At 75.3% G+C, this 25994-nt stretch carries 26 protein-coding genes; 11 read left to right on the forward strand and 15 right to left on the reverse strand.

Annotated features, from left to right (window positions below; translation table 11 throughout):
- Positions 1 to 17: 17 nt before the first annotated feature.
- Entirely contained in the window at positions 18 to 794 is a 777-nt protein-coding gene (locus AB3388_RS13660; protein WP_495411310.1) for a glycerophosphodiester phosphodiesterase family protein, read from the forward strand.
- Positions 791 to 1684 carry a lysophospholipid acyltransferase family protein gene (locus tag AB3388_RS13665; protein WP_495411311.1) on the forward strand — a complete coding sequence of 298 codons (894 nt, stop codon included), beginning with the start codon at positions 791 to 793 and terminating at the stop codon, positions 1682 to 1684. Before AB3388_RS13660 ends, AB3388_RS13665 begins: the two co-directional genes overlap by 4 nt.
- 3 nt (positions 1685 to 1687) lie before the next feature.
- Here the strand turns inward: AB3388_RS13665 and AB3388_RS13670 are convergent, their stop codons facing one another.
- Positions 1688 to 1897, reverse strand: coding sequence for a DUF4177 domain-containing protein (locus tag AB3388_RS13670; protein ID WP_495411312.1), 210 nt, complete (start codon positions 1895 to 1897; stop codon positions 1688 to 1690).
- A 104-nt stretch (positions 1898 to 2001) separates the two neighbouring features.
- Between AB3388_RS13670 and AB3388_RS13675 the strand changes: the two genes are divergently transcribed.
- The 3 genes from AB3388_RS13675 to AB3388_RS13685 all read left to right on the forward strand — a co-directional run bounded on the left by AB3388_RS13675 (position 2002) and on the right by AB3388_RS13685 (position 4626).
- Positions 2002 to 3351 (forward strand): MFS transporter, encoded by a 1350-nt coding sequence (locus tag AB3388_RS13675; RefSeq protein WP_495411313.1) that lies wholly within the window; start codon positions 2002 to 2004, stop codon positions 3349 to 3351.
- On the forward strand, positions 3348 to 4073 hold the full coding sequence (locus AB3388_RS13680; protein WP_495411314.1) for a thymidine kinase: 726 nt from the start codon (positions 3348 to 3350) through the stop codon (positions 4071 to 4073). The genes AB3388_RS13675 and AB3388_RS13680 overlap by 4 nt, the downstream gene beginning before the upstream one ends.
- A 208-nt stretch (positions 4074 to 4281) precedes the next feature.
- Entirely contained in the window at positions 4282 to 4626 is a 345-nt protein-coding gene (locus AB3388_RS13685) for an RNA polymerase-binding protein RbpA (protein ID WP_436693051.1), read from the forward strand.
- Positions 4627 to 4740: 114 nt separating this feature from the next.
- Here AB3388_RS13685 and AB3388_RS13690 read toward each other — a convergent pair whose 3' ends face one another.
- The 8 genes from AB3388_RS13690 to kdd form a co-directional block, all read right to left on the reverse strand.
- The gene (locus AB3388_RS13690; protein WP_495411315.1) at positions 4741 to 5241 is read right to left on the reverse strand and encodes an FxsA family protein; all 501 of its coding nucleotides are present in this window, start codon (positions 5239 to 5241) and stop codon (positions 4741 to 4743) included.
- A 49-nt stretch (positions 5242 to 5290) separates the two neighbouring features.
- Positions 5291 to 6097 carry a polyprenol monophosphomannose synthase gene (locus AB3388_RS13695; protein ID WP_495411316.1) on the reverse strand — a complete coding sequence of 269 codons (807 nt, stop codon included), beginning with the start codon at positions 6095 to 6097 and terminating at the stop codon, positions 5291 to 5293.
- Entirely contained in the window at positions 6094 to 7734 is a 1641-nt protein-coding gene (gene lnt, locus AB3388_RS13700) for an apolipoprotein N-acyltransferase (protein WP_495411317.1), read from the reverse strand. The genes AB3388_RS13695 and lnt overlap by 4 nt, the downstream gene beginning before the upstream one ends.
- 449 nt (positions 7735 to 8183) lie before the next feature.
- Positions 8184 to 8579 carry a 3-aminobutyryl-CoA ammonia lyase gene (kal, locus tag AB3388_RS13705; protein ID WP_495411318.1) on the reverse strand — a complete coding sequence of 132 codons (396 nt, stop codon included), beginning with the start codon at positions 8577 to 8579 and terminating at the stop codon, positions 8184 to 8186.
- A complete protein-coding gene (gene kamE, locus AB3388_RS13710) occupies positions 8576 to 9322 on the reverse strand; it encodes a lysine 5,6-aminomutase subunit beta (RefSeq protein WP_495411319.1) in 747 nt (248 codons plus the stop codon). Before kamE ends, kal begins: the two co-directional genes overlap by 4 nt.
- On the reverse strand, positions 9315 to 10952 hold the full coding sequence (gene kamD / locus AB3388_RS13715) for a lysine 5,6-aminomutase subunit alpha (RefSeq protein WP_495411320.1): 1638 nt from the start codon (positions 10950 to 10952) through the stop codon (positions 9315 to 9317). Before kamD ends, kamE begins: the two co-directional genes overlap by 8 nt.
- Positions 10949 to 12448, reverse strand: a complete 1500-nt coding sequence (locus tag AB3388_RS13720; protein ID WP_495411321.1) for an amidohydrolase — start codon at positions 12446 to 12448, stop codon at positions 10949 to 10951. Before AB3388_RS13720 ends, kamD begins: the two co-directional genes overlap by 4 nt.
- Positions 12445 to 13473 carry an L-erythro-3,5-diaminohexanoate dehydrogenase gene (gene kdd / locus AB3388_RS13725; protein ID WP_495411322.1) on the reverse strand — a complete coding sequence of 343 codons (1029 nt, stop codon included), beginning with the start codon at positions 13471 to 13473 and terminating at the stop codon, positions 12445 to 12447. Before kdd ends, AB3388_RS13720 begins: the two co-directional genes overlap by 4 nt.
- A gap of 118 nt (positions 13474 to 13591) precedes the next feature.
- On the opposite strand from kdd, the gene AB3388_RS13730 reads away from it, so the two are divergent.
- The 4 genes from AB3388_RS13730 to AB3388_RS13745 all read left to right on the forward strand — a co-directional run bounded on the left by AB3388_RS13730 (position 13592) and on the right by AB3388_RS13745 (position 17994).
- On the forward strand, positions 13592 to 15001 hold the full coding sequence (locus AB3388_RS13730; RefSeq protein ID WP_495411323.1) for a KamA family radical SAM protein: 1410 nt from the start codon (positions 13592 to 13594) through the stop codon (positions 14999 to 15001).
- Positions 15002 to 15042: 41 nt separating this feature from the next.
- Complete coding sequence (locus tag AB3388_RS13735; protein WP_495411324.1) at positions 15043 to 15573, forward strand: GNAT family N-acetyltransferase; 531 nt, start codon at positions 15043 to 15045, stop codon at positions 15571 to 15573.
- 97 nt (positions 15574 to 15670) lie between these two features.
- Positions 15671 to 16696: a glycosyltransferase family 2 protein gene (locus tag AB3388_RS13740; protein WP_495411325.1), complete on the forward strand. Its 1026-nt coding sequence runs from the start codon at positions 15671 to 15673 to the stop codon at positions 16694 to 16696.
- Positions 16693 to 17994 (forward strand): hypothetical protein, encoded by a 1302-nt coding sequence (locus AB3388_RS13745; RefSeq protein WP_495411326.1) that lies wholly within the window; start codon positions 16693 to 16695, stop codon positions 17992 to 17994. Before AB3388_RS13740 ends, AB3388_RS13745 begins: the two co-directional genes overlap by 4 nt.
- 13 nt (positions 17995 to 18007) lie before the next feature.
- On the opposite strand, the gene AB3388_RS13750 is transcribed toward AB3388_RS13745, so the two are convergent.
- Positions 18008 to 18868: a lysophospholipid acyltransferase family protein gene (locus AB3388_RS13750; protein WP_495411327.1), complete on the reverse strand. Its 861-nt coding sequence runs from the start codon at positions 18866 to 18868 to the stop codon at positions 18008 to 18010.
- Positions 18869 to 18877: 9 nt separating this feature from the next.
- Positions 18878 to 20059 carry a carboxylate-amine ligase gene (locus AB3388_RS13755; RefSeq protein WP_495411328.1) on the reverse strand — a complete coding sequence of 394 codons (1182 nt, stop codon included), beginning with the start codon at positions 20057 to 20059 and terminating at the stop codon, positions 18878 to 18880.
- A gap of 80 nt (positions 20060 to 20139) precedes the next feature.
- On the opposite strand from AB3388_RS13755, the gene AB3388_RS13760 reads away from it, so the two are divergent.
- Together AB3388_RS13760 and AB3388_RS13765 are read left to right on the forward strand one after the other, a co-directional pair.
- Positions 20140 to 21171, forward strand: a complete 1032-nt coding sequence (locus AB3388_RS13760) for a class I SAM-dependent methyltransferase (RefSeq protein ID WP_495411329.1) — start codon at positions 20140 to 20142, stop codon at positions 21169 to 21171.
- 253 nt (positions 21172 to 21424) lie between these two features.
- Positions 21425 to 22270 (forward strand): hypothetical protein, encoded by an 846-nt coding sequence (locus AB3388_RS13765; RefSeq protein ID WP_495411330.1) that lies wholly within the window; start codon positions 21425 to 21427, stop codon positions 22268 to 22270.
- Positions 22271 to 22277: 7 nt separating this feature from the next.
- On the opposite strand, the gene AB3388_RS13770 is transcribed toward AB3388_RS13765, so the two are convergent.
- The 4 genes from AB3388_RS13770 to AB3388_RS13785 form a co-directional block, all read right to left on the reverse strand.
- Positions 22278 to 23774, reverse strand: coding sequence for an Rv2578c family radical SAM protein (locus tag AB3388_RS13770; RefSeq protein ID WP_495411331.1), 1497 nt, complete (start codon positions 23772 to 23774; stop codon positions 22278 to 22280).
- A gap of 42 nt (positions 23775 to 23816) precedes the next feature.
- On the reverse strand, positions 23817 to 24269 hold the full coding sequence (locus tag AB3388_RS13775; RefSeq protein ID WP_495411332.1) for a hypothetical protein: 453 nt from the start codon (positions 24267 to 24269) through the stop codon (positions 23817 to 23819).
- 74 nt (positions 24270 to 24343) lie between these two features.
- Positions 24344 to 24820 (reverse strand): Lrp/AsnC family transcriptional regulator, encoded by a 477-nt coding sequence (locus AB3388_RS13780; RefSeq protein WP_495411333.1) that lies wholly within the window; start codon positions 24818 to 24820, stop codon positions 24344 to 24346.
- Positions 24795 to 25910 (reverse strand): M24 family metallopeptidase, encoded by a 1116-nt coding sequence (locus AB3388_RS13785; protein ID WP_495411334.1) that lies wholly within the window; start codon positions 25908 to 25910, stop codon positions 24795 to 24797. Before AB3388_RS13785 ends, AB3388_RS13780 begins: the two co-directional genes overlap by 26 nt.
- Positions 25911 to 25994: the final 84 nt, after the last annotated feature.

Raw genomic sequence — 25994 nt, forward strand, 5'->3', positions numbered from 1 at the left:
GAACTAGCGTGTCAGGCGTGCCCCCCGCCCGTTTCGCCTACCTCGACGGGCCCACCCCGTTGGCGCTGGCGCACCGCGGTGGCGCCATCGAGCACCTCGAGAACAGCATGCCGGCCTTCGAGGCGTGCGTGGCCCTGGGCTACCGGTACCTGGAGACCGACGTACGGGTGACGGCGGACGGCGTCCTGGTGGCCTTCCACGACCCGACGCTGGAGCGGACCACCGACCGGACCGGCCGGATCGAGCAGCTGCCGTGGTCGGAGGTGGCGCAGGCCCGCATCGGCGGGCGGGAGCCGATCGTGCGGCTCGACGACCTGCTCGGCGCCTGGCCGGACGTGCGCTTCAACCTCGACATCAAGGCCGCCGGGGTGCTCGCTCCCCTGGTCCGCACCGTACGCCGGCTCAAGGTCGCCGACCGGCTGTGCCTGGCGTCGTTCTCCGACGCCCGCGTCGCCGCGGCCCGCCGGCTGTTCGGGCCGTCGATGTGCACCGCGCTCGGCCCGCGCGGGGTGGCCGCGCTGCGGCTGTCGTCGTACTCGCCGCGGGCCGCGGGCCTGGTGCGCATCCCCGCCGGCTGCGCGCAGGTGCCGCTGCAGCTGGGCGGCCGGGCGCTGGTCGACGAGCGGTTCGTCGCCGCGGCGCACGCCCGGGGCCTGCAGGTGCACGTGTGGACCGTCGACACCCCGGAGGAAACCGAGACCATGCTCGATCTCGGCGCGGACGGCATCATGACCGACCGCCCCGCCATGCTGCGCGAGACGCTGGAGAAGCGCGGCCAGTGGGTGGGCCCGTGAGCGGGCTCGGCGAGCGGCTGCGCACCTGGCGCCCCCCGGCGCCGCCGCTGCCCGACTACCTCCGCTCCGTCCTCAAGCCCGACGACCCCGAGTGGTTCGCCCGGGAGCTGGCCATCGCCGCGGCGCCGCCGTGGGACGTGTGGCGGTTCATGCTGCGCAACTTCTCCTGGCTGGTGGGCCTCTTCGGCCGGGTCGAGGTGAGCGGCAGCATCCCCGAGGAGCTGCGCCGCGGCCCGCTGCTGCTGGCGGCCAACCACATCGGCGACTTCGACCCGTTCGTCATCGCCGTCGCGCTGCACAAGCTCGGGGTGATGCCGCGGATCATGGCCACCGGCGGCATCCTGGCCGCGCCGGTCGCCGGTCCGCTGCTGGAGCGCACCGGCGGCATCCGCGTGGAGCGTGGCACCGAGGTGGCCCGGCACGCCGTGCGCGTCACCGAGGTCGCGCTGGTGCACGGCGGGCACGTCGTGGCGTACCCGGAGGGCCGGGTCGGGCTGGCGCCGGACCTGTGGCCCGAGCGCGGCCGCACCGGTATGGCCCGGCTGGCGCTGGGCGTCGGGGTTCCGGTGATCCCGGTGAGCCAGTGGGGCGCGCACGAGGTGCTCCAGTACGGCAACGACTGGGGCAAGCTGCGCACGGCCCTGCGCTCGGTGGCCCGCCGGCCCGCGTTCAGGGTGCACGTCGGCCCGCCGGTGTTCTTCGAGGACCTGAAGCTGGGCCGCGTGGGCGACGCCAACCGGGCCCGCATGCGCATCGCCGCGGCGATCACCCGCGGCCTGGTCCCGCTGCGCGCCGACGAGCCGGAGCACCCCCGCTACGCCGACCCGACCCGGCCGGCCACGGGGACGGCGGCGTTCCCCGGGGGCGTCGTCCCGGACGACATCCCGTAGCGATCAGCCGGCCGGGCGCTCGAAGGTCACCAGCACCCCCTCGACCCCGCCCGGACCGATCCGGCCCTTGACCTCCACCGCGGTGATCGCCTTGACCTGCCAGCCGTCGCGGGCGTGCTCGTTGAGCACCTTCTCCAGCTTGTCGCCGGACATCTTCCCGCCGATCATCCCCTCGCGGAGTTCGACGACCTTGTACTGGTAGCGCGCGGCCACGGCCCCTCCCCGGCTCGGACGGATGCGACCGAGCCTGGCACGCCACGGCGCCGGGCGGGACCCCGGTGCTGGACCGGGCGCACCCCACCTGCGAACCTGCGCGGGTGACCGAGCTGGCCAGCCCCACCACCGAGCCGCCCGTCGACCGGGCGCTGCGCCGCGAGCGCTTCGGCTGGTACTCCTACGACTGGGCGATGTCGGTCTTCAACACCTCGGTGACGACCGTCTTCCTCGGCCCCTACCTCACCGCGGTCGCCGAGGACGGCGCCGGTCCCGACGGCCGGCTGGACTTCCTCGGCCTGTCCATCCCGCCGGGCAGCTGGTTCTCCTACGTACTGTCGGCCTCGGTGCTGCTGCAGGTGCTGGTGCTGCCGCTGACCGGCGCGATCGCCGACCGCAGCGGCCGCAAGCGGGAGATGCTCGCCGGGTTCGCCGCGCTCGGCGCGCTGACCACCACCGGGCTGTTCTTCGTCGCCGACGGCCGCTGGCTGCTGGGCGCGGTGCTGTTCGCCGTCGCCAACATCAGCTTCGGCGCGGCCACCGTCGTCTACTACTCCTGGCTGCCGGACCTGGCGGGGCCGGACGAGCGCGACGCCGTCTCCAGCCGGGGCTGGGCGTTCGGCTACGTCGGCGGGGCGCTGCTGCTCGCCGTCCACCTGGGCCTGGTGCTGGCGGCGCCGTCCCTGGGGCTGACCACCGGCGAGGCCGTGCGGATCTGCCTGGCCACCGCGGGCCTGTGGTGGGGCGGGTTCACCGTGTTCACCGTGTCCCGGCTGCGCAACCGGCCGGTGCGGGAGAGCGCTGCCCGTTCCCGCAGCGGCTTCCGGCAGCTGGCCACGACCCTGCGGGAGATGCGGGCGTTCCCGCTCACGCTGTGGTTCCTCGGCGCCTACCTGCTGTTCAACGACGGCGTGCAGACGGTGATCGCGCTGTCGGCGACCTACGCCACCGAGGAGCTCGGGCTCGACCAGTCGGTGCTCACCGGCGCGATCCTGATGGTGCAGGTGGTGGCGATCGCCGGGGCGCTCGGCCTCGGCCGGCTGGCCGCCCGCTACGGCGCGAAGCACGTCGTCCTGGGCAGCCTGGTGGCGTGGATCGCCGTCCTGGTCGCGGCCTTCTTCCTGCAGGAGGGGGCGGTCGGCCAGTTCTACGCGCTGGCCGCGGTCATCGGGCTGGTGCAGGGCGGCACGCAGGCGCTGTCCCGGTCGCTGTTCAGCCAGCTGATCCCGGCCGGCAAGGAGGCCGAGTACTTCGGCTTCTACGAGATCAGCGACCGCGGCACCAGCTGGCTCGGCCCGCTGGCGTTCGGGTTGACCTACCAGTTCACCGGCTCCTACCGGCTGGCGATCGTCAGTCTGGTGATCTTCTTCGTCGCGGGGTTCGTCGCGCTGGCCGCCCTGCCGATGCGCCGCGCGGTCGAGGAGGCCGGCAACACCCCACCGGAGCGCCTGTGAGCGTGCCCGGGGACGCCGTCCTCGCGTCCGTGCCGGCGGCGGGCAACCGCCGCAGCTACCCGGCGCCGGCCCACCTGGTCTTCTTCCACGGCCCGATGGACTGCGGGAAGTCCACCCTGGCGCTGCAGGTCGACCACAACCAGAGCCGGCAGGGCCGCCACGGGCTGCTGCTGACCCAGGGCGACCGCTCCGGCGCGCCGCGGATCAGCTCGCGGGTGGGGCTGTCCCGGCAGGCGATCGAGATCGACGCCGGCACCGACCTGTGGCTGCTGGTGCGCGAGCACTGGGCGGCCGGGCACCGGGTCGACTACCTGATCGTCGACGAGGCGCAGTTCCTCGACACCGGGCAGGTCGACCAGCTTGCCGAGCTGGTCGACGAGTCGCACGTCGACGTCTACGCCTTCGGCCTGACCACGGACTTCCGCGCGCGGCTGTTCCCCGGCACCCAGCGGCTGCTCGAGGTCGCCGACACCGTCGAGCGCGTGCAGGTGCAGGTGCTCTGCTGGTGCGGCCTGCCCGGCCGGCTCAACGCCCGGGTCGTGGACGGCGTCCTGGTGCGGGAGGGCGCCACCGTCGTCGTCGCCGACACCGCTCCCCCGCCGCCGCCCGGCGGCGGCGCCGGGGCGCCGGACGTCCGCTACCAGGTGTTGTGCCGGCGTCACTACGTGCGCGGCGAGCTCGGGCCGACCGCCGCCGGACCGGGCCAGCTGACACTCTCCTGAACTGGCCGTCTCCCCCGTCCGTGTCACTCGACAGGGGGTGCCCGACGTGCCGCATACCACTCCATGAGATGATGGGGAACCAACTTCGGCGGAATTCCTCCGCCAACTCTGTCGTTGGTCCCCTTGAATCGCCCCGACGGTGGGTAGCACCCGCCCGAAGGACGTCGAGTCCCGACCGACCACCAGCACCACGAGAGGACGGTGTGCCATGGGCGAGCGTTCCCTGCGCGGCAGCCGACTTGGCAGCGTCAGCTACGAGACCGAGCGGAACACGGCCCCCATCGAGCGGCAGTACGCGGAGTACCGCTGCCCGTCCGGCCACCTGTTCACGGTGCCCTTCGCTGACGACGCCGAGCTCCCCGACACCTGGGAGTGCAAGTTCGACGGTTCCGCCGCCAAGCTGGTCGGTGGCGCCGAGCCGACCCCCAAGAAGGTCAAGCCCCCGCGCACCCACTGGGACATGCTGCTCGAGCGTCGCTCCGTCGAGGACCTCGAGGAGGTCCTGGCCGAGCGCCTCGAGGTGCTCCGCGGCCGGCGGACCCGCGCCAGCTGAACCACGCACGACCGAACGGCCCCGGTGGGATCTCCCACCGGGGCCGTTCCGCGTTCCGGCCCCGCTGCAGGGTCCCGCCGCGAGCGTGCGAGTGGCGGGGGGCAGCGGGGTCCTTCAGGGCGTCGGGCCGGGCGCGATCTCGCCCTCGATCACCCGCGGCGGACGGCCGTCGGGTCGCGGACCGGGCCGCCACACCTCGCCCTCCATCTCCTCGACGCGGGCGCTGCGCACCCGCACCGGGCCGCGCATCCGGTCGGGCAGCCGGGCGAAGACCGTGCGCAGCAGCAGCGCCCGGACGACGTCGCGCGTTCCGGGCAGCAGGCACAGCAGCCCGATCAGGTCGCCGATGAACCCGGGCAGCAGCATGAGCAGCCCGCCGATCGCCACGAGCCCGGCGTTGCCGAGCTCCCGCCCGGCCGGCCGCCGCGTCCGCGCCCGTTCCTGCAGCTCCCCCAGCGCCTTCGTGCCCTGCCGGCCGAGCAGCAGTGCGCCGAGCGCGCTCGTGCCCAGCATCGCCAGGATCGTCCAGCCCACCCCGATCCAGGCCGCGACCAGCACGAAGACGACCAGTTCGGCGAGGGCGAGCAGCCCCAGCACCATGCGCAGACGTCCCACGACGTCCTCCGCCTCTCCTGCCCGTCCGGCGCGGGCGGCGGCGGCCCGCCTACCGGGCCGCGCTCGACCGCCCGCCGATCCGGGCTCGTCCGGGTACGGGCCGGCGGACGCGGCCCGGCAGCCGATCGGCCAGCCGGTCCCGCAGGCCCCACGCGGTGACCCGTACCAACGCCTCTGCAACGATCGAGCCGCTCATCTTGCTCCTGCCGTGCGCCCGCTCGGTGAAGGTGATCGGCACCTCCACCACGCGGGCGCCCGCGCGCCAGGCCCGCCAGGCCCAGTCGACCTGGAAGCAGTAGCCCTGGCTGGCCACGTCGTCGAAGGGCAGCCGGTCGACCAGCTCGCCGCGGACCGCCCGGTAGCCGCCGGTGGCGTCGCGCAGCGGCAGCCGCAGCGCCCAGCGGGTGTAGGCGTTGCCGGCGCGGGAGAGCAGCAGCCGGTGCGCGGGCCAGTCGGCCACCCGCCCGCCGCGCACGTAGCGCGAGCCGAGGACCAGGTCGGCGCCGGCGTCCAGGGCGGCCAGCAGGCCGGGCAGCTGCTCGGGGGCGTGCGAGCCGTCGGCGTCCATCTCGACCAGGACGTCGAAGCCATGGGCCCGCGCCCAGCGGAACCCGGCGACGTAGGCCGGGCCCAGCCCGGCCTTGCCGGGGCGGCGCAGCAGGTGCACCCGCGGCTCGCGGGCGGCCAGCTTCTCGGCCAGGTCCCCGGTGCCGTCCGGGGATCCGTCGTCGACGACGAGGGCGTGCGCGGCCGGGACGGCGGCCAGTAGCCGCGCGACGATCCGCTCGACGTTCTCGGCCTCGTTGTAGGTGGGGATGATCACCAGCAGCCGGGCGCTGCCCTCCCCCGCACTCACCGCCGTCCCCCCGGGAGACGCCGGCGCACCGGCGCGGGCAGCAGGACGGCGACCAGCGCGGCGACGCCGAGGCCGGTCAGCACCCACTCCGGGGCGCCGCCGAGGCGCTCGGCGACGGTCGTGGAGGACCGCTGGGCGACGTCCTCGACGAAGACCGCCGGCGTGAACAGCGACGAGGAGCGGGCCACCGAGCCGTCCGGCGCTACGATCGCGGAGATCCCGCTGGTCGCCGCGATGACCACCGTGCGGCCGAACTCCACCGCCCGCAGCCGGCTCATCGCCAGTTGCTGCTCGCTCTCGTCGGTGAAGCCGAACGTCGCGTTGTTGGTCTGGACGACGATCATCCCGGCGCCGGCGTCGACGACGTCGTGCACGAGCGAGTCGTAGACCACCTCGAAGCAGATGAGGTCGCCGACCCGCGTGCCGGCCAGGTCGAGGACGCCGACCGCGGTGCCGGCGTGCTGGTCGGTGACGCGGTCGATGTAGGGGCTGAAGAACCGGAAGAAGCTCCGGGCGGGCACGTACTCGGCCAGGGGCACCGGGTGCCGCTTGACGTAGGTCTGGCCCGGGCCGTCCTGGGGGCTCCACACGATGGCCGTGTTGCTGATGAACCGCCCCGGGCCCTGGACGATCGCGCCGACCAGGATCGGGGCGCCGATCCTGTCCGCGGCGCGGCTGATCGCGCGGTCGGCGTCGGCGTTGACGTAGGGGTCGATGTCGGAGCTGTTCTCCGGCCAGACGACCAGGTCCGGGCGGGCCGCGCGGCCGTCCTCGACCCGGGCGGCGAGCTCGAGGGTCTGCTGGACGTGGTTGTCGAGCACCGCGCGGCGCTGGGCGTTGAAGTCCAGGCCGGCGCGGGGCACGTTGCCCTGGATCACCGCGACCGTGGCGGTCGGCCCGCCCGCGGTCAGGGACGAGCCGGGCAGCGGCAGCCAGGCCAGCCCGCCGACGAGCGGCACGGCCAGGACGCCGGCGACGGCCAGCGCCGCGGCGCTGGCCGTCGCCGGCGTGCGCCCGGCCGGGGACGACGCGGCGCGCCAGGCGCGGAGCAGGGCGAGGACGGCGGCGGCCAGCAGGGTGCCGGTCAGCGCCACCGCGAAGCTGACCAGCGGGACGCCGCCGTAGGCCGCCAGGGAGGTGAGCGGCCCGCTGGTCTGGGACAGCCCGAGCCGGCCCCACGGGAAGCCGCCGAGCACGAACCGCCCGCGCAGGGCCTCGTCGGCGACCCACAGCGCGGCCGCCCACAGCGGCCACAGCGGCAGCCGGGAGACCAGGGCGGTGGCCGCGCCCAGCAGGGCGACGTGCAGCGCCTCCCACAGGGCCAGCGCCAGCCAGGGCACCGGCCCGACGTAGACCCCGCTCCACGACAGCAGCGGCACGAAGAAGGCCGCCCCCAGCACGAACCCCAGCCACAGCCCGGACCGCGCCCGCTGCCCGCGGACGGCCAGGGCGAGCGCCGCCGGGCCGAGCGGGGCCAGGGCGGTGAGGTGGTAGCCGGGGAACGCCAGCAGCAGGGCCAGCCCGCCGAGAGCGGCCAGCAGGGTGCGCCAGGGCCACCGCCGCTTCCGCTCGGCGGGGTGCGCGGCCTGGGGGCGCCCGGGACGGTGCAGGGTGTCGGCGCTCGCTCCTGCCGGCACGCGCTGCCTCCGTGGGACTGTTCGCTCCGGGCCTGCCGGCGCGTGCACCTGCCCCGGGCCGGCCGGCCGGGGGCCGGGCCGCCGCACGTCCGCGGCGGCCCCGCCCCAGCATCCCATTCCGGCCGGTGCGTGTGGCCGGGCGCCGCACCGTCGCGGTTGCGTCTGGTCCGGGTGCGCCGGCGGTGGGTCCGCGGCCGATCCGCATCTTCGGGCCGGACGCCGGGCCGCGGGCGGCGGCCGGGACGTTCCGTTGTCTGATGATGCGGGCGGGGCGCGGCTCCGCCGGGTTCGCGCCCCGCCTCCCCCCGGCCGGCCGCGCCGGCGGGTTCCGGCGTGCCGCTCCGAGGGACCACGGGTCGTGCTCCCGGTAGGAACTGCAGTGACTGTAGGAAGTGCTTCGGCCCTCCCCCGTCCGAGTGACGATCCCGTGGCGGACTGTGACCAGATCGTTACGTGCCGCTGGCGGGGACGACCACCGTCGCCGTCGCCTCGACCACCGTCTCGGGGGGCTCGACCATCCGCGCCGCCGAGGGCCCGCGCTCGGGCTCGGCCCGGGCGACGACCTGCGCCCAGCAGCGCAGCTCCCGGCTGCGCCGGCCGATCCGCACCACCTCGGCGTGCGCCTCCAGCACGTCCCCGGCCCGCACCGGCCCGAGGAAGCGGACCTCGGAGTAGCCCGCGAGCAGCCCCTCGTCGCCGTCCATCCGGATCGCGACCTCGGTGGCGACGTCTCCGAACAGGCCGAGCGCGTACGCGCCGTCGACGAGGTCGCCGCCGTAGTGGGCGTGGCTGTACGGCACGTACCGGCGGTGGGTGACGGTCAACCCGAGCCTCGGGTCGCTCATGCTGCTTCCTCCTGCGGGACGAGGGCGGAGACGAGGTAGCTGGCGACCTCGCCGGGCGTGGTCCCCCGGCCGAAGACCTTGTCGACGCCGAGCTCGGCGGCCATCGCGGGGTCGAACCGGGGGCCGCCGACGACCAGCAGCGGCCGGGACTCCCCCATCGCCTCCCGGAACGCGGCGGCCAGCTCGCGGGTGTTGCGCAGGTGCGCGTCCTTCTGGGTCACCACCTGGGAGACCAGGACGGCGTCGGCGCGGGCCGTGCGGGCGCGGCGGACCAGGTCCGGCACGGTGACCTGGGCGCCGAGGTTGGCCACCGACATCTCCCGGTAGTACTCCAGGCCCTTCTCCCCCGCGAAGCCCTTGAGGTTGAGGATCGCGTCGATGCCGACGGTGTGCGCGTCGGTGCCGATGCACGCCCCGAGGACGACGAGCTTGCGGCGCAGCCCCGCCTTGATCGCGCCGTTGACCTCGCTCGGCGACAGCAGCGGGTACGCGCGCTCCTCCACCTGCACGGCGTCGAGGTCGACCAGGTGGCGCACCGGGCCGTAGACGACGAAGAACGTGTACCCCTCGCCGATGCCGTGGCTGTGCACGACCATCGCCGGCTCGATGCCCATCTTGGTGGCCAGCTGCAGCGCGGCGCCGTCCGCCTTCGGCCCGGGCGGGACCGGCAGCGTGAACGACGTCTGCACCATGCCGTCGCCCGTGGTGTCGCCGTAGGGGCGCACGATCGTGCCGTCAGGCATGGACCGCCTCCTTCGACAGCAGCTCGAGGGCCGGGTTGTACGCGTCGTCGGCCAGCCGCACCACGCCGTCCAGACCCTTGCCGCCGTCCGGCGGCCGCCTGGTGATGCCGAACGTGCCGTCGGCGATCGCCTGGATCAGCCCCTCGGGGTGGTCGGCGATCCGCTCCAGCAGGCCGACCGCCTCGCGCAGCACCGTGTCGGCGCGCTTGTCGATGAACCCGCCCTTCGGCGGCGCGAAGTCCTCGGTGAGCCCGCCGGCGGCGTCGAGGACGTACCGGACGTTGCGCAGCGCCAGGTCGCGGTCGGACAGCCACGGGGTGACGACGGCCTCGGTCATCATCCCGACCAGCAGGATGCCCTGGCCGGTGAGCGCCCCGGCCAGGTTGAAGAACCCGTCGAGCAGGTAGCCGCGGAAGACGTCGCCGGTCATGTGCTTGGTCGGCGGCATCCACTTCAGCGGCGCGTCGGGGAACAGCGCGCGCGCCAGCAGCGCGTGGGCCAGCTCGAGGCGGAAGGAGTCGGGCAGGTCGGGGTTGATCTCGAAGGCGTGGCCGAGCCCGAGCTGCCAGTCCGCCAGGCCCGCCTCGTGCGCCAGGGTCTCGTTGAGCAGCTGGCTGACGGTGACGGTGTGCGCCTCGTCGACGGCGTCGGCGGTGGTGAGGTAGTTGTCCTCGCCGGTGTTGATGATGATCCCGGCGCGGGCGTGCACCATCCGGGAGAACCGCTGGTCGACGAAGGTGCGTCGCGGGTTGATGTCGCGGAAGAGGATCCCGTACATCGCGTCGTTGAGCATCATGTCCAGCCGCTCCAGCCCGGACAGGACGGCGATCTCCGGCATGCACAGCCCGGACGCGTAGTTGGTCAGCCGGACGTAGCGGCCCACCTCGGCGCTGACGTCGTCCAGGGCCGCCCGCATGAGCCGGAAGTTCTCCTGGGTGGCGTAGGTGCCGGCGTAGCCGGTGCGGGTCGCTCCCTCGGGCACGTAGTCCAGCAGCGACTGCCCGGTGGAGCGGATGACGGCGATGACGTCGGCGCCGGCCCGCGCCGCGGCCTGGGCCTGCGGGATGTCCTCGTGGATGTCGCCGGTGGCCACGATCAGGTAGATCCAGGGCCGGCGCGGCGGGTCGCCGTGCGTGGCCACGAGCTCGTCGCGGCGGCGGCGGTTGGCGTCGATGCGGGCCAGCCCGGCGGCGACGGCGGCCCGCGCGGCCTCGCGGGCCGGCTCGGGGTCGGCGGGGATCCCGAACCGGGCGGTCCCGGCGCCGACCTGCTCGGCGACGTCCTGCAGGCCCGCTGCCGACCCGGAGGTGATCGCGTGCCAGACCGGCAGCGCGACACCGGACTCCAGGCCCACCTGGTCGCGGACGGCGTCCACCACGCGGTTGACCCACGGCACGCGGTCCTCCGCCCGCCCCTCACCCGTCACCGGGTCGGTGCCGGTCAGCCCGGCCAGCCGCAGCACGGCGCGCTCGACCGAGACCGTGGTGTGCCGGCGCGCGAGGTCGACCACGGGGGCAGCCGCACGGCCGGCCAGCTCCCGTGCCCGGGCGACGAGCACCGGGTCCAGCTCCAGTCGGGAACTTGAGCCCGAAGAAGTATCCGGACTTGAGCCCGAAAAAGTCCCAGTCACAGGGGGTCTCCGTTCACCAGCAGGAGGCGGCAGGCGGGGCGCGCCCGGCCGGCGAGGACGGCGGAGAGCGTCTCCGCGGTCTCCCACAGCGCCAGCGACGCCGGTGCGCCGACGGCGAGCGGCCCGGCCGGGTGCTCGCCGCGGACGGCGTACCGGCCGCCGTGGGTGGCGGCGTCGAAGGCGTCGAACGGGCGCATCCCCGAGCCGGGTGTGCGGTGGTCGACGGCGGCGTGCACGCCGCCCCAGGGGTCCAGCGGGGTCACCGGGGCGTCGCTGCCGAGCGCGATCGCCACCCCGGCGTCGGTCAGGTCGGCCAGCGGGTTGGTGGCCGCGGCGCGGTCGGCGCCCAGCCGCTCGGCGTACATGCCCGCCGGCCCGCCCCAGGCGGCGTCGAAGGCGGACTGGACGCTGGCGATCATGCCCAGGCGGCGCATCTGCTCGATGCCGTCGTCGTCGATCAGCTCGACGTGCTCGAGCCGGTGCCGGCAGGCCCGGACCGCGGCCTCCCCCAGCTCCGCGGCGACCGCGGCCACGGCGTCGAGCACCTGGCGCACGGCGGCGTCGCCGATGACGTGGAAGCCGGCCTGGATCCCCGCGGCGGTGCAGGCGCGGACGTGGTCGACCACCGACGCGGCCTCGAACCGCAGCGTGCCGCGGGTGTCGGGCCGGTCGGTGTAGGGCGCGGACAGGGCCGCGGTGTGCGAGCCGAACGCGCCGTCGCAGAACAGGTCTCCCCCGGCGCCGGCCAGGCCGAGCTCCCGGACGACGTCCAGCCCGCCGCGCTCGGCGAGCTCGCCCCAGTAGCCGACCACCTCGGGGCCCGGCTCGGCCGCGGCCAGCTCCAGCAGCCCGGCCAGGTCCTCGGCGCCGGACACCTCCGGCCCGGCCATCTCGTGCAGGCTGCCGATGCCCAGCGCCGCCGCGGCGTCGCGCGTGGCGCGCTGCGCGGCCCGCCGCTGGCCGGGCCCGACCGATCCGTAGGCCACCTGCCGGGCGGCGTGGTGCGCGTCGAGGCGCAGCCGCCCGTCGGCCGAGAAGCCGGGCAGGTCGGCGATGCCGGGGATCCGGTCCAGCAGCGCCGTCGACACCGTCGCGGAGTGGACGTCGACCCGGGCCAGGTAGGCCGGGCGGTCGCCGACGACGGCGTCGAGGTCGGTACGGGCGAGGCCGCGGTCCTCCGGCCAGCCGGTCTCGTCCCAGCCGGTGCCGAGCAGGACGCCGGTCGAGGACTCGGCGTGCCCCCGCACCGCCGCGACCGCGGCGGCGAGGCTCGAGCTCGAGTGGAGGTCGAGGCCGGACAGCGCCAGCCCGGTTGCCGTCGCGTGCACGTGCGCGTCGACGAAGGCGGGCGTGAGCAGCGCCCCCTCCCCCGCGATCACCCGGCCGGCGGCGGGCGCGTCGGCGGCCGCGCCCAGCCAGGCGATGCGGCCGTCGACCACGTGCACCGCGCGCCCCGGCCGGTCGCCGACGACGACGTCGGTGAGCAGCAGGGTCATGCGCCCACCCGCGGTCGGATCAGCGCGCGCACGCCGGGGGTCGCCCGGTACAGGTCCAGGGCCATCGCCGCGTGCCCCGGCGTGTAGCCGTTGCCGACCAGCATCGTCACGTCCGCCGCCATCCCCTCCGCGCCCAGCGCCGCCTGCGAGAACGACGTCGCCATGGAGAAGAAGACCACGGTGCCCCCGTCGGCCGTGGCCAGGATCGCCCCGTGCTCGGCGCCGGGCGCGTCGACGCAGACGATCGTCGCGTCCGCCGGCTCCCCCACCGCCGCGGCGACGGCGAGCGGCTCGGTCGCGTCGGCGACGACGACCCGGTCGGCGAGGCCCGCGGCGCGCAGGGCGGCGGCCTCCCGCTCGTCGCGCACCAGCCCGGTCAGCCGGGTGGCCCCGGCGTCGCGGGCGGCGGCCAGGCTCAGGCAGCCGGACTTGCCCGCCGCCCCCAGGACGACGACCGACCGGGCGCCGGCGCGCGCCACGACCCGCGCGGTGGCCGCCGGTGCCCCGCAGACGTCGAGCACGGCCAGCGCGACGGCGTCCGGCAGGTCGTCGGGCAGCACCGCGGCGATCGAGCGGGCGAACAGGATCGCCGTCCCCTCCGCCGGCACCTGCTCCGAGCGCCCGTCCCAGCGGGCCAGGTCGTCGGTGATCCGCAGCGGGGTCAGGGTGAGCGAGACCAGCGTGGCCACCCGGTCGCCGATCGCGAGGTCGGCCCGGCAGTCCTCCCCCACCGCGTCGACGACGCCGAGGAGCATGCCGCCGGAGCCGGTGACCGGGTTCTGCATCTTGCCGCGGGTCCGCACGATGTCCAGGACGGCGTCCCGCACCGCCGCGCCGTCCCCGCCGGAGGCCTCGGACAGCTGACGGAACGATGCCGCGTCGAGGTTGAGCCGCTGCACTCTGAGGCGCACCTCGTCCGGCCCGATCGCGGGGTCGGCGTCGAGCCGGAGCGCCGCCTGGGGCAGCACCCCCGGCGGCTCCAGCACGCGGTGCACGCCGAGCGCCCGCTCCGCCGTCCCAGCCACAGGTTCCTCCCCTTCACCCGATCGGTGCAGGAGAACCTATCGCGTCAAAGCGGTATCACCGAAGATTCTCCCGTAGAGTCGCCCCGGAGTGGGAAGGCGACCCGCGAAGGAGGCCACGGTGCTGGAGCAGCCCTACGAGTACGCCGCCCGGCCCCTGGCCGAGCCGGACTGGCGCCGGCTGCCCGGGTTCGCCGGCGTGACCGAGGCCGAGTGGCGCAGCGCCCAGTGGCAGCGCGCGCACTGCGTGAAGAACGTCCGCCAGCTGCGCGGCGTCTACGGCGACCTGCTCGACGAGTCCTTCTACGCCGACGTCGAGGCCGACCAGGCCGGCCGGGCGACCATGTCGCTGCTGCTGCCGCCGCAGATGCTCAACACGATGGTGCCGGGGGTGGTGCCCGACACAGCGGCGATGCTCACCGACCCGGTGCGCCGGTACATGCTCCCGGTCGCCTCCGACCGGCTGCCCGGCGCCGCCGCCAGCCACCCGTACGCCGCGCGTGACTCGCTGCACGAGCACGAGATGTGGGCGGTCGAGGGGCTCACCCACCGCTATCCCACCAAGGTGCTCGCCGAGCTGCTCTCCACCTGCCCCCAGTACTGCGGCCACTGCACGCGGATGGACCTGGTCGGCAACTCCACGCCCGCCGTCGCCAAGCTGAAGTTCGACCTCAAGCCGGTCGACCGGCAGACGGCGATGCTCGACTACCTGCGCGCGACCCCCGGCGTCCGCGACGTCGTCGTCTCCGGCGGCGACGTCGCCAACCTGCCGTTCAAGAACCTCGAGGTGTTCGTCGCCGGCCTGCTGGAGGTCGACTCGGTCCGCGACATCCGGCTGGCGTCCAAGGCGCTGATGGGCCTGCCGCAGCACTGGCTGCAGGACGACGTCGTCGCGGGCATGGCCCGGCTGGCCCGCACCGCACGCGAGCGCGGCGTCTCCCTCGCCGTGCACACGCACGTCAACGCCGCGCAGCAGGTGACCCCGCTGGTCGCCGAGGCCGCCCGGGCGATGCTCGAGGCCGGCGTGCGCGACGTCCGCAACCAGGGCGTGCTGCTGCGCGGGGTGAACGCCACCGCGCCCCAGCTGCTCGATCTGTGCTTCGCGCTCCTCGACGGCGCCGGGATCACGCCCTACTACTTCTACATGTGCGACATGATCCCCAGCGCCGAGCACTGGCGGGTGTCGCTGGCGCAGGCGCAGACCCTGCAGCACGACCTCATGGGCTACCTGCCCGGCTTCGCCACGCCGCGGATCGTCTGCGACGTCCCCTACGTCGGCAAGCGGTGGGTGCACCAGGTCGCCGAGTACGACCGCGAGCGCGGCATCAGCTACTGGACGAAGAACTACCGCACCGGCATCGAGCTCGGCGACGAGGCGGCGCTGGACCGCCGCTACACCTACTACGACCCGATCGCGACCCTGCCGGCCAGTGGGCAGGCGTGGTGGGCCGAGCGGGCTGCCGACCCGGTCGCGGCGGAGCTGAAGGCCGCGTCCTCGCGCGCCGCCTCGGCGGCCGACCTGCTCGGCTGAAGCGGGGTTTCCCGGCGCCTGGCCGGCGGTAGGTCCCGGGGATGTTCTCCCCGGCCGGCGAGCTGCTGCGCACCGACCGCCTGCGGTTGCGGGCCTGGACGACGTCCGCCGCCGACGTCGCCCGGCTGGCCGACATCTACGGCCGCGACGAGGTGACCCGCTGGATCGGCGGCCCGCCGAAGGTCGCCCCGGCCGAGCTGCCCGGCCGGTGGGCGGCGGTGCACGCCCAGGACGAGCGCTTCGGGTGCTGGGCGGTGGAGCTCGAGGACGGGACGGTCGCGGGCACGGTGCTGTTCAAGCCGCTGCCCAACGGCGTGGGCGAGGTCGAGGTCGGCTGGCACCTGCACCCCGACTGCTGGGGCCACGGCTACGCCACGGAGGCCGCGCGGGCCGTGGTCGCCCGCGGCTTCGAGGCCGGGCTGCCGGAGGTCTACGCCGTCGTCCGGCCGGGCAACGAGCCGTCGCTGGCGGTGTGCCGCCGGCTGGGCATGGCGCACCTGGGCCGGATGCGCCGCTGGTACGACGTCGACCTGGAGGCGTTCCGCCTCATGGCCCCGGCCGTGGTCGAGTAGCCGGGGGCCATGTCAGCCCCGCGGGTGACCAAGGGGAACTCCTGTCACTCGATACACTCCGTCACCACATTGTCGTGCGCGCCCAGGCGGTGAGTTGATGCGGACGTTCACCCGACGGTCGGTCGCGTACGTCCTCCCGGTGTTCGACGAGTCCGAGACCCTGGCGGCGTTCCACGCCGCGCTCGACGCGGTCGCCGCCCGCCTGGCCGACCGGTACGACGTCCGCTTCCTCTACGTCGACGACGGCAGCAGCGACGACTCGCTGGAGCAGCTGAACCGGCTCGCCGAGGCCGACCCGCGGGTCACCGTCCTCGCGCTGTCGCGGAACTTCGGGCACCAGATCGCGGTCACCGCCGGGCTGGACGCCGCGGACGCCGACGCGGTGATCGTGATGGACACCGACCTGCAGGACCCGCCGGAGGTCAGCCTGGAGCTGATCCAGCGGTGGGAGCAGGGCTTCGACGTCGTCTACGCCCAGCGCCGCTCGCGGCAGGACGGCGCGTTCAAGGTCCTCACCGCCCGCCTCTTCTACCGCGCGCTGCGGCGGATGTCCGACGTCGACATCCCGCCCGACACCGGCGACTTCCGGCTGCTCGACCGCCGCGTCGTCGACGAGTTGCGCCGCTTCCGCGAGCACGACCGCTTCCTGCGCGGGCTGGTCAGCTACGTGGGCTTCCGGCAGACCGGCGTGCCCTTCGACCGGGACGGCCGGTTCGCCGGGCGCACCCACTACCCGCTGCGCCGCATGCTGCGCTTCGCGGCGGACGGCATCATCGGGTTCTCGGCCACGCCGCTGCGGTTCATCTCGCGGATCGGCTACGCGGTCTCGACGCTGAGCCTGCTCGGGGTGCTCTACGTGCTGGGCGTGAAGCTGTTCGTGCCGGACGCCGCGGTGCCGGGCTGGGCGTTCCTCGCCTCGGCCATGTTCTTCCTCGGCGGCGTGCAGATCGTCATGCTCGGCGTCCTGGGCACCTACATCGGCCGCATCTACACCGAGGTGCAGGGCCGGCCCCTCTACAGCGTGGCCGAGGTGCTGCCGGTCCCCGCGCCCAACGTGGTGCGCGACGACGGGCGGCTGCCCGGCGACACGGAGGGGCGGGCGCAGCGGGCGGCGTCGGCGTGAAGCCCGCCGTCGGCGTGCAGCCGGCTCTTGCCGGTGCCGGTGCCGGTGCCGGTGCCGGCGCCGGGACGATCCCGCCCGCCGAGGACCTGCCCGCGGCCGCGGCCGAGCGGCGCCGCTGGTGGCGGGACCGCGACGTCGTCCTCGGGGGTGTCGTCGCCGTGGGCTTCCAGGTGGCGCTCACCGTCGTCGGGGTGCTGATCGAGCGCGCCTTCAGCCTGTTCCAGACGCTCTCGCACATGCCCCCGCCGCCGCTGCCGTCCCTGCTGCAGCACATGCTGCGCTGGGACGCGGTGGCGTACGCGCGCATCCCCGACGGGCTCTACCAGAGCGATCCGCAGGCCGCGGCGTTCTACCCGCTGTTCCCGGTGCTGGTGCGCGGCGTGGACCTGGCCAGCTTCGGCCAGCTCGGCACCCTCGGCGCCGGGTTGCTGGTCAACACCCTCGGCGTGTGGGCGGCGGTCGTCGCGCTGGTGAAGGCGGCCCGGCGGCTGGTCGGCAGCCCGCGGGCGGGATGGCTGGCGGTCGCCGTCCTGCTCGCCGCGCCCCCCGCGTTCTTCCTGCACGTGCTCTACGCCGAGGCGCTGTTCACCGGGCTCGGCTTCGCCGCCTACGCCTTCGCGCTGCACCGCCGGTGGACGGCGATGGGCCTGTGCCTGATCCCGCTGACCGCCACGCGGCTGACCGCCGTCCTGTTCCTCGGGCTGTGCTTCCTGGAGTTCTGGCGCTCCCGCGGCTGGCGGTGGCGGGGCCTGCTCGCGCCGCAGGTGCTCTGGTTCCCGGCGGCCCTGCTCGGGTTCGGCGCCTACGCGTTCTCCCTCTGGCGGGCGGTCGGCGATCCGTTCGCGATGTTCGCCGCCTACGACGCCGGCCCGCTGTGGGCCTACCACCACCTGGACCTGAACATCGCGCGGACCCTGGGCCACGAGGTGGCGGTCCTCGCCCGGGCCGCGACCGGCGACCGCCGCACCACGCTGCTCACGGTCGTCGACATCGTGCTGCCGCTGCTGGCCCTGGCGGTCCTGCTGGCGTCCGCGGTCTACCTGCTCGTCGTCCTGCGGGGCGACGGCGTGCCGCTGGCCGCGTTCGGAGCGGCCTCGTTCGTGATGTTCACCCTCAACGGCAACCTGACCTCGGTGCACCGGTACGTGCTGCCGTGCGTCTCGCTCTACCTGGCCGCCGAGGTCCTCGCGGCGCGGCGGCCGGCGGCCCGCCCTGTGCTGCAGGCGCTGCTCTACCCCGCCGTCCTGCTGCAGGGCGCGCTGTTCGCGCTGTTCGTGGCCAACCACTGGGCGGGCTGAGCCCGCCGGCGCGTCAGCGGCGGCGCAGCAGCGCGCGCACCCGGGCGACCGGGTGCGGCTTCGCGGCCTTGACCCGCTTCCCGGCGGCGTCGACCGCGTCGAGCGCGGCGACCTCGTCCGGGGAGGGCGCCGTCCCGCCCAGGTGCGCGGGCAGCCACCAGCGGTCGTCGTCCCCGGACGGGCTGTCCGGGTAGCTCCGCTGCGCCTCGTCCAGCAGCGCCTCCATGGCCGCCCGGGTGCGCCGCAGCAGCTGCTGGGCCTTCTCCCCCGGCTCGGGCACCAGCGGCTCGCCCAGGACCACCGTCACCGGGACGCCGCGACGCCAGTGCACCGGATGGCCCTTGGTGGCGATCCGCTGCCCGCCCCAGACGGCCGCCGGGATGACCGGGACGCCCGAGTCGACGGCCATCCGGGCGGCGCCGGCCTTGAGGTCCTTGACGGTGAAGCTGCGGCTGATCGTGGCCTCCGGGAAGACGCCGACGATCTGGCCGTCCTTGAGCGCCCGGACGGCGGACTCGAACGCCGCCGCCCCGGCCTTCCGGTCGACCGGGATGTGCTGCATCGCCCGCATGAACGGCCCGGCGAACCAGTGCCCGAAGACGGCGGCCTTGGCCATGAACCGCACCAGCCGGCGCTCGGGCAGCGCGGCCAGCCCGAGGAAGGTGAAGTCGAAGAAGCTGACGTGGTTGCTGCAGATGATCGCCCCGCCCGTGGCCGGCACGTGCTCCGCGCCGCGCACGTCGAAGCGGAAGCCGAACAGCCGGAACACGATCAGCGCCAGGCGGACGACGAATCGGTACGGCCGGTCGCGGGGATCGGGCGCGGGGCCGTAGAGGTCCCGCCGGACGACGTCGCGCCAGCTCGCCGTGTACATGCGCGGACCCTAACGGTCGCCCGGCTGCCCCGGCCGACCGGCGTCCTCCCGCTGCCCGGCGGTGACGGCAACCGCGGCCCGGACCACGTCGGCGAGGTCCCCGGTCTCGGCGTGCACGCGGCGCTGCAGGTCGGCGCCGGTGCCGCGGCGCAGCAGCACGGCCACGCCGTCGGCGACCCGGTCCTCGTCGCCGTTGTCGGCGAGCGCGGGCCGGACGTGGTCGAGGAGGGCGCCGACCACCTCGGCGGCGGGCGCCGGGCGGCCGGTCCCCGGGTGCACCAGCTCCCCGGAGAGGCCGGAGCGCCCCGCCCGCCAGGAGGCCAGCCGGAGCAGCTCGCCGCGGACGTCGGGCACCGGCCGGCCGGCGCGCCACTCGGCGGCGGCGGTCTCGACCAGGGCGCGGACCAGGCCCGCGTGGGTGACCGCGTCCTCGGCGCGCAGCGCCACGTCGGCGACCCGCACCTCGACGGTGGGCCAGTTGGCCGACAGGCGGGCGTCGAAGTACACCATCCCGGTGTCGACGGCGGTGCCGGTGGCGAGGACGTCCTCGATCAGCCGGTGGTAGTCGGCGGCGTCGGCGAAGACGCCGTTGGGGCCGGCCGACGGCCAGCGGCTCCAGGCCTGCGACCGGTAGCTGGCGTACCCGGTGTCGGCGCCCAGCCAGAACGGCGAGTTGGCCGTGAGCGCGGTGAGGACCGGCAGCCAGACCCGGATCCGGTTGAGGACGGCGACGCCCTCCTCGTCGTCCTCGACCGAGACGTGCACGTGGCAGCCACAGGTGAGCTGCTCGGCGGCGAGCCGGCCGAAGGTCTCGTGGATCCGCTCGTAGCGCTCCCCTGGGGTCGGCACCGGCTCCACCGCGACGGGCGAGGAGGCGAGGGCGGCCACCCGCGCACCGGCGGCAGCCGCGGCGGCGTCGGCCCGGTCCCGCCACCGGCGCAGCTCCCGGGCCACCTCGTCGAGGGTCCGGCACACGCGGGTGCCGAGCTCCACCTGCTGGGCCTTGAGCTCGGGGACGAGGTGGGCGCCCTCCGCGCCGCCGTCGTCGTCCTCGTCGGCGCGGTCGTGCTGCTCGACGGTCTCCCCCTCGCCGCGCCGGGCCGCCACCTCGAGCGCCTCCGGGCCGAGCGGCACCGGCCGGCCGTCGGGATCGACGACCAGCAGTTCCTCCTCGACACCCACCGTGCGCACCCGACCATGATCACCAACGGGGGCGGTCGGCGCAGGTCGAGGTGCGCTACCGTCCGCCCTCCGGGGCGAGGAGGTGCCCGATGGGGAGAGTGCCCGACCCGAGGGTGCTGGCCGAGGTGCTGCGCAGCGGGAACCTCCGCGCGCGCCTGCGAGCGGCGCGGGACGGGCAGGCAGCGCTCCGGCTGCAGCTGATCGCGGCGGCGCTCCACCTCGGGCTGCTCGACGCCCTGGCCGGGGGCGCGGTCGGCACCGCAGCACTGGCCGACCGCCTCGGTGCGACCGATCCCGACCTGCTGGCGGCCTACCTCCGCGTGCTGGCGGCGGCGGGGCTGGTCACCGGCGAGGGCTCGTGGGCGCTCACCGGGGCCGGCCGAGCGGTTGTCGACGACGACCAGGTGCGGGCCACCTACGAGGGCTTCGGCGGCTACCACACCGACCTCTACCGGGAGCTGCGACCGCTGCTCTGCGGCGGCCTGCGACGCCGCGACAACGAGGAGCAGGCCGAGCTCATCGCCCGGCTCTCTGCCGCCTTGGAGCCGCTGCTCCACCACCTGCTCACCCGGACCGTCCGAGAGCGCCGGCCGCGCCGGGTGCTCGACATCGGGTGCGGCGCCGGCCTGCACCTGGCGGCGATGCTCGAGGCGGCTCCGGACGCCACCGGCATCGGCGTGGACGTCGACCCCGGCGCCGTGACACTGGCCCGGCGCACCCTGCGCGAGCGCGGGCTGGCCGACCGGGCCGGCGTCGAGGCCGTCGACATCAGGAAGGCGCTCGCCGCCGGTCGCCCGGGCGCCCTCACGGACCGCATCGACCTGGCCCTGCTCGCCAACGTCATCTACTACGTGCCGGTCGACGAGCGGGTGGAGCTGCTGCGCGCGGTCGCCCGCCTGCTCGCCCCCGGCGGCGCCCTCGTGGTCGTCACCACGGTGGCGGAACCGAAGCTGTTCAGCCGGCACCTGGATCTGCTGCTGCGGGCGCAGGAGGGCCGCATGGAGCTGCCCGCTGTCGACGTGCTGCTCGATCAGCTCCGCGAGGCGGGCTTGCAGCCGGACCGTCCGGAGCGGATCGGCCCCGCCGGCGCTGCGCTCAGCGCGGTGACAGCGATCCGCTGAGAGCCCGGAAGCGGCAAGGGGGCCCGCCTCCGAGATGCCGCTGCATTCCCACGCACGAGCAACCGTTATGCCCAACATTCCTACGCCTTCTCTCGTGGCTGCCTGCGGCTCCCACTCCTCCCTTTCCCGTGCCCGCGGCCCTGGCTCACGCGGTTACTGCTCCGGGGCCCGCAGGGTCCCGGCACCGGTGTCTACGGCAAGAGGCGACAGCTGAGGCCTGTGATTTCGTTGGGGATAACGGTAGAGTTGGGACATGCGAGGTGAGTGGCAGCAGCCGCTGCCCGAGATGCCTGCCCCTCCCCCGGCGCGTGCCTGGCGCCGCATCACCCCGCCCGAGGGCTACGAGCCGCAGTGGCGCCGCCTGGTCGACGCGGCGCTCGAGCTCGGGCTGGGGCCCGACGAGCTCGCCGCCACCGGCCTGGACCCGATCGCCGCCGCCCGCGGCTGGAAGCCGGCCACCCTGGCGCTGTACGGCAAGGTCGCCCGGTACGGCGGGCTCGCGCTGGGGCGGATCGCGACGCCCGAGCCCGATCCGCCGAGCCTGGACCTGCGGCCGCTCACCCAGATCCGCAGCGAGCACCCCGAGCACCTGCGCACCGTGGCCTGGTGCGCCCTGGCGCTGGGGTGGCCGGGCACCGTGGGGCAGTTCCGGACGCTGCGCCGCGACCAGGTGCGCGCCACCGCCCGCCGGCTGCTGGTGCACACCGACGACGGCGACTGGGCGGTGCCGGGCGCCCTGACGGCCTGGCACGCGTGGGAGAGCGTGCGCAACCGCTACCCCGCGCTGGCCGCCAGCCCCTGGGTGCTGCCGGCGCTGCGCCGCGGCCCCGGGTTCGGCTCGCACATCGGCGGTCAGCTGTCCAGCCAGGCGCTGCAGGTCACCTTCGCCAAGCACGCCGTCCGGACGGGGCAGCACCTGCGCGCCACGAGCGCGCCGTCCCGCCGGGCCTGGGCCGAGGACCTGGCCGCCGCCTACGCGGTGCTGTCCTACGACTCCTACCGCCGGCTCGCGCTGGCCGCCGGGGCACCCCCCGTCTCGGCGCGCGGCGTCGTCCGGGCCGCCCGGGCGGTCAACCGGCTGCACCGCATGGCCGGCTGAACGCCGGTCAGCACAGGGCCAGCTGCTCCGGCGGGTCCTGCGGCGCGGCCGGCGGCAGGCTGCCGGCCGGGAACTCGCCCTGCTCGTCGCCGGGCAGGCCGCGCACCGGCTGCCCGTCCACCCCGCGGGCGGCGCCGCCGCGCTGCCGGTCGAGGCCGTGCCGGGCCAGCAGCGGCGCGACCCGCCGGGACAGCGCGTCGCGGTACTCGGCCGGCACGTACGCGCCCCGCCGGTAGAGGTGCTGGTAGAGGGGCAGGAGCTCCGGGTGCGCGCGGGCCAGCCAGGCGAGGAACCACTCCCGCGCACCGGGCCGCAGGTGCAGGGCGAGCACGGTGACCCCGGTCGCCCCCGCGGCGGCGATCGCGGCCAGGGCTGCGTCCAGCGACTCGTCGTCGTCGGTCAGGCCGGGCAGCACGGGGGCGAGGAACACGCCGCAGGGCAGCCCCGCGTCGGCCATCGCGCGCACGAGCGCGAGCCGCGCCCGGGGACTGGGGACGCCGGGCTCGAGCGCCGCGTGCAGGTCGTCGTCCCAGATCGCCATGGAGACGCCGAGCCCGATCGGGACGTCACCCGACGCCGCGGCCAGCAGCGGCAGGTCGCGGCGGGCCAGCGTGCCCTTGGTCAGGATGGAGAACGGCGTGCCCGAGCGGGCCAGCGCACGGATCACGCCGGGCATCAGCCGGTAGCGGCCCTCGGCGCGCTGGTACGGATCGGTGTTGGTGCCCAGGGCGACGTGCTCGCGGCGCCAGGACGGCCGGGCCAGCTCGCGCTCGAGCACCTCGACCAGGTTGGTCTTGACCACGATCTGCGTGTCGAAGTCGCGTCCGGAATCCAACTCCAGCCACTCGTGCGTCCGCCGGGCGAAGCAGTTGTGGCTGACCACCCCGTTGGCGATGAAGTCGCCGGTCCCGGTCGTGATGTCGAACATCGGCTCGACGCGGCCGAGGTCCTTGACCGAGGTCACCCTCAGACCCGGCCCGCTGCCGACCACCTCGTCCCCGCCGCCGCGCAGCCGGTCCCCGTCCGTCAGGTCGATCAGGTGCTTCCAGCCGTCGGTCGTCAGGAAGCGGTGGTCAGCGCTGGCGACGATCTCCGTCCCGTCCGCCACCTGCAGCCGGTGGGCCGGCTTGGCGGTGGACCAGTGCGCCTCCACCCGGGTGTGCACGTAGCGGCGCTCCCCGTTCTGCTCCCGCGTGCCGACGATCCGGTCCCCGATCCGCAGGTCGGCGATGGCGCGCTGCCGACCGTCCGCCATGAGCACCTGCGTGTCGCCCGACAGGCAGTACACGCACGAATGGCTGCAGCCCCGATAGGGATTGATGGTCCACGGGAAGGGCATCGCCGAACCCGCCGGGACGGCGTTGAGCGCGCTGCGGCAGCGGACCTCGTGCAGCGTGAGGCCGGGGAACTCCGGCACCTGCACGCTGCGCAGCAGCCCGCGGATCGTCGGCATGCCGGGCAGGGCGCCGTCCTCGACGTCGAGCCGCTGCGCATCCCACCGCACGGCCCGTATCCGAACACACGTTCGATTCGTTGTCCAGTCGGCTCAGGGCGTCAGGTCGACCCGCACCATGACGACGTCGCGCAGGTCCTCCGGGCGCAGCGCTGCCGGCTCGGCCCGCAGCCGCATGACGCGCGCCGCCCCGGGCACGCCGGCGACGTAGGCGGCGACGCCCTCCCGGCACTCGTCCGGCTGCGTGCCACCCTCCACCGCGCGGCCCCGGCCGCGGACGTGCTCGCCGGCCAGCCACAGCTCCACGTCGGCCGGCGTCCGGAAGTTGCGCCACCACCGCTTGCCGCCGGCGTCGCCGACCCAGATCCAGGCCGTGCCGCCGGCGCGCGCGTACCCGGCCACCAGCTCCCGCACCTGGCCGGTGCGGGCGCCGGTGTAGCGGATCACCGCGAGATGCCGGCCGAGGAGCCGCCCGGCCGGCCAGCGCAGCAGCCGGCGCATCGCCGGGTTGGCGACGCGGTTGGTCACGGCGTGGCGGACGGGCACGCCCGCAGTCTCGGGCACCGCCGCCCCGCCGTCGATACCGGCAGAGATCAGTCGGCCCGCCGCGCGGCGACCCGTCAGATCGGCGGGCGGTCCTCGTAGAAGGTGGAGAGCACCACGGTCGTGCGGGTGGTGACGTTGGCCGCCGCGCGGATCTCCTGCAGCAGCGCCTCCAGCCCGTCGGGCGAGGCCACCCGCACCTTGAGGATGTAGCTCTCCACCCCGGCCACCGAGTGGCACTCCTCGATCGCCGGCAGGTGCGCCAGCCGGGACGGCGCGTCGTCGGGCTGGGCGACGTCGATGGGCGTGATCGACACGAACGCGGTCAGCGGCAGGCCGAGCGCCTTGGCGTCGAGGGTCGCCCGGTAGCCCTTGATCAGCCCGCGCTGCTCGAGCCGGCGCACCCGCTGGTGCACCGCCGAGACGGACAGGCCCACGCGCTCGGCCAGGTCGGTGTAGCTGGCCCGGCCGTCGCGGGCCAGGGCGGCCAGCAGCGCGCGGTCGACGTCGGTCGACCCGCCGCCCGGCTCAGCCGGCGAGGACGACGAGGTCACGGGGGCCGCCGTTCAGGATCCGGACGCCGTCCGCGGTGCAGACGACGATGTCCTCGATGCGGGCGCCGCAGCGGCCCGGCAGGTAGATGCCCGGCTCCACCGAGAACGCCATGCCCGGCACCAGCCCGAGGTCGTTGCCGTCGACGATGTAGGGCGCCTCGTGGGTGTCCAGGCCGATGCCGTGCCCGGTGCGGTGGATGAAGTACTCGCCCCAGCCGGCATCGCTGATCACCCGGCGCGCGACCGCGTCGATCTCCTGCGCCGGAACCCCCGGCCGGACGGCGGCGGTGGCGGCCGCCTGCGCCTCCTGAAGCACGCCGTACCACTCGGCGACCTCGGTGCCCGGCGCCTGCCCGACGGCGTAGGTGCGGGTGCAGTCCGACCGGTAGCCGGTCGCCGTCTCCCCGCCGATGTCCACGACGACGACGTCCCCGGCCTCCACCACCCGGTCGGACACGTCGTGGTGCGGGCTGGCGCCGTTCGGCCCGGAGCCGACGATGGTGAAGTCGACGCCGACGTGCCCCTCGGCGAGGATCGCCGCGGCGATGTCGGCGCCCACCTCGGCCTCGGTGCGCCCGACCCGCAGCCACTCCCCCATCCGCGCGTGCACCCGGTCGATCGCCGCGCCGGCGGCGGCCAGCTCCTCGATCTCGGCGGCGTTCTTGACCATGCGCAGCCGGTCGACCACCGGCGCGGCCAGCTCGAGCGCCGACCCGGGCAGGGCCCGCTGGACGCCGAGCGCGTGCTCGGCCCAGGTCCGGTTGCCCACGGCGACGCGGGCGGGTGCACGCCCGAGGCGCTGGGAGACCTCGCCGGCCAGAACGGCGAACGCGTCGTCGGTCTCGTCCCAGGCCAGCAGGTCCAGGCCGAGGGCGCCGGCGGGGCTGGCGCCCACCATCGGCGCCTCCAGCCGCGGCACCACCAGGAACGGCTCGCCGCGGGCCGGCACGGCCAGCGCGGTCAGCCGCTCCATCGCGTGCGCGGAGTACCCGCACAGGTAGCGCAGGTCGGAGCCCGGGGTGACGACCATCAGGTCCAGCCCGAGCTCGCCGGCGATCTCCCGCGCGGAGTGCAGCCGGTCGAGGCTCACCAGCCCGGACGGAACGGCAACGGATCCCACGCTGCGCAGCCAACCACACCGACGGGCCGATCTCCGCAGCTGTCGTCCGGCCGC

The organism is Geodermatophilus sp. SMS 5-13, assembly GCF_059428245.1.

What these genes read in the sequence shown, in the direction of transcription:
- AB3388_RS13685 (WP_436693051.1), top strand. Translation starts at nt 4,282, where the DNA reads ATGGGCGAGCGTTCCCTGCGCGGCAGCCGACTTGGCAGCGTCAGCTAC.
- kal (WP_495411318.1), bottom strand. Translation starts at nt 8,579, where the DNA reads ATGAGCGACCCGAGGCTCGGGTTGACCGTCACCCACCGCCGGTACGTG.
- kamE (WP_495411319.1), bottom strand. Translation starts at nt 9,322, where the DNA reads ATGCCTGACGGCACGATCGTGCGCCCCTACGGCGACACCACGGGCGAC.
- AB3388_RS13720 (WP_495411321.1), bottom strand. Translation starts at nt 12,448, where the DNA reads ATGACCCTGCTGCTCACCGACGTCGTCGTCGGCGACCGGCCGGGGCGC.
- AB3388_RS13735 (WP_495411324.1), top strand. Translation starts at nt 15,043, where the DNA reads ATGTTCTCCCCGGCCGGCGAGCTGCTGCGCACCGACCGCCTGCGGTTG.
- AB3388_RS13740 (WP_495411325.1), top strand. Translation starts at nt 15,671, where the DNA reads ATGCGGACGTTCACCCGACGGTCGGTCGCGTACGTCCTCCCGGTGTTC.
- AB3388_RS13750 (WP_495411327.1), bottom strand. Translation starts at nt 18,868, where the DNA reads ATGTACACGGCGAGCTGGCGCGACGTCGTCCGGCGGGACCTCTACGGC.
- AB3388_RS13760 (WP_495411329.1), top strand. Translation starts at nt 20,140, where the DNA reads ATGGGGAGAGTGCCCGACCCGAGGGTGCTGGCCGAGGTGCTGCGCAGC.
- AB3388_RS13765 (WP_495411330.1), top strand. Translation starts at nt 21,425, where the DNA reads ATGCGAGGTGAGTGGCAGCAGCCGCTGCCCGAGATGCCTGCCCCTCCC.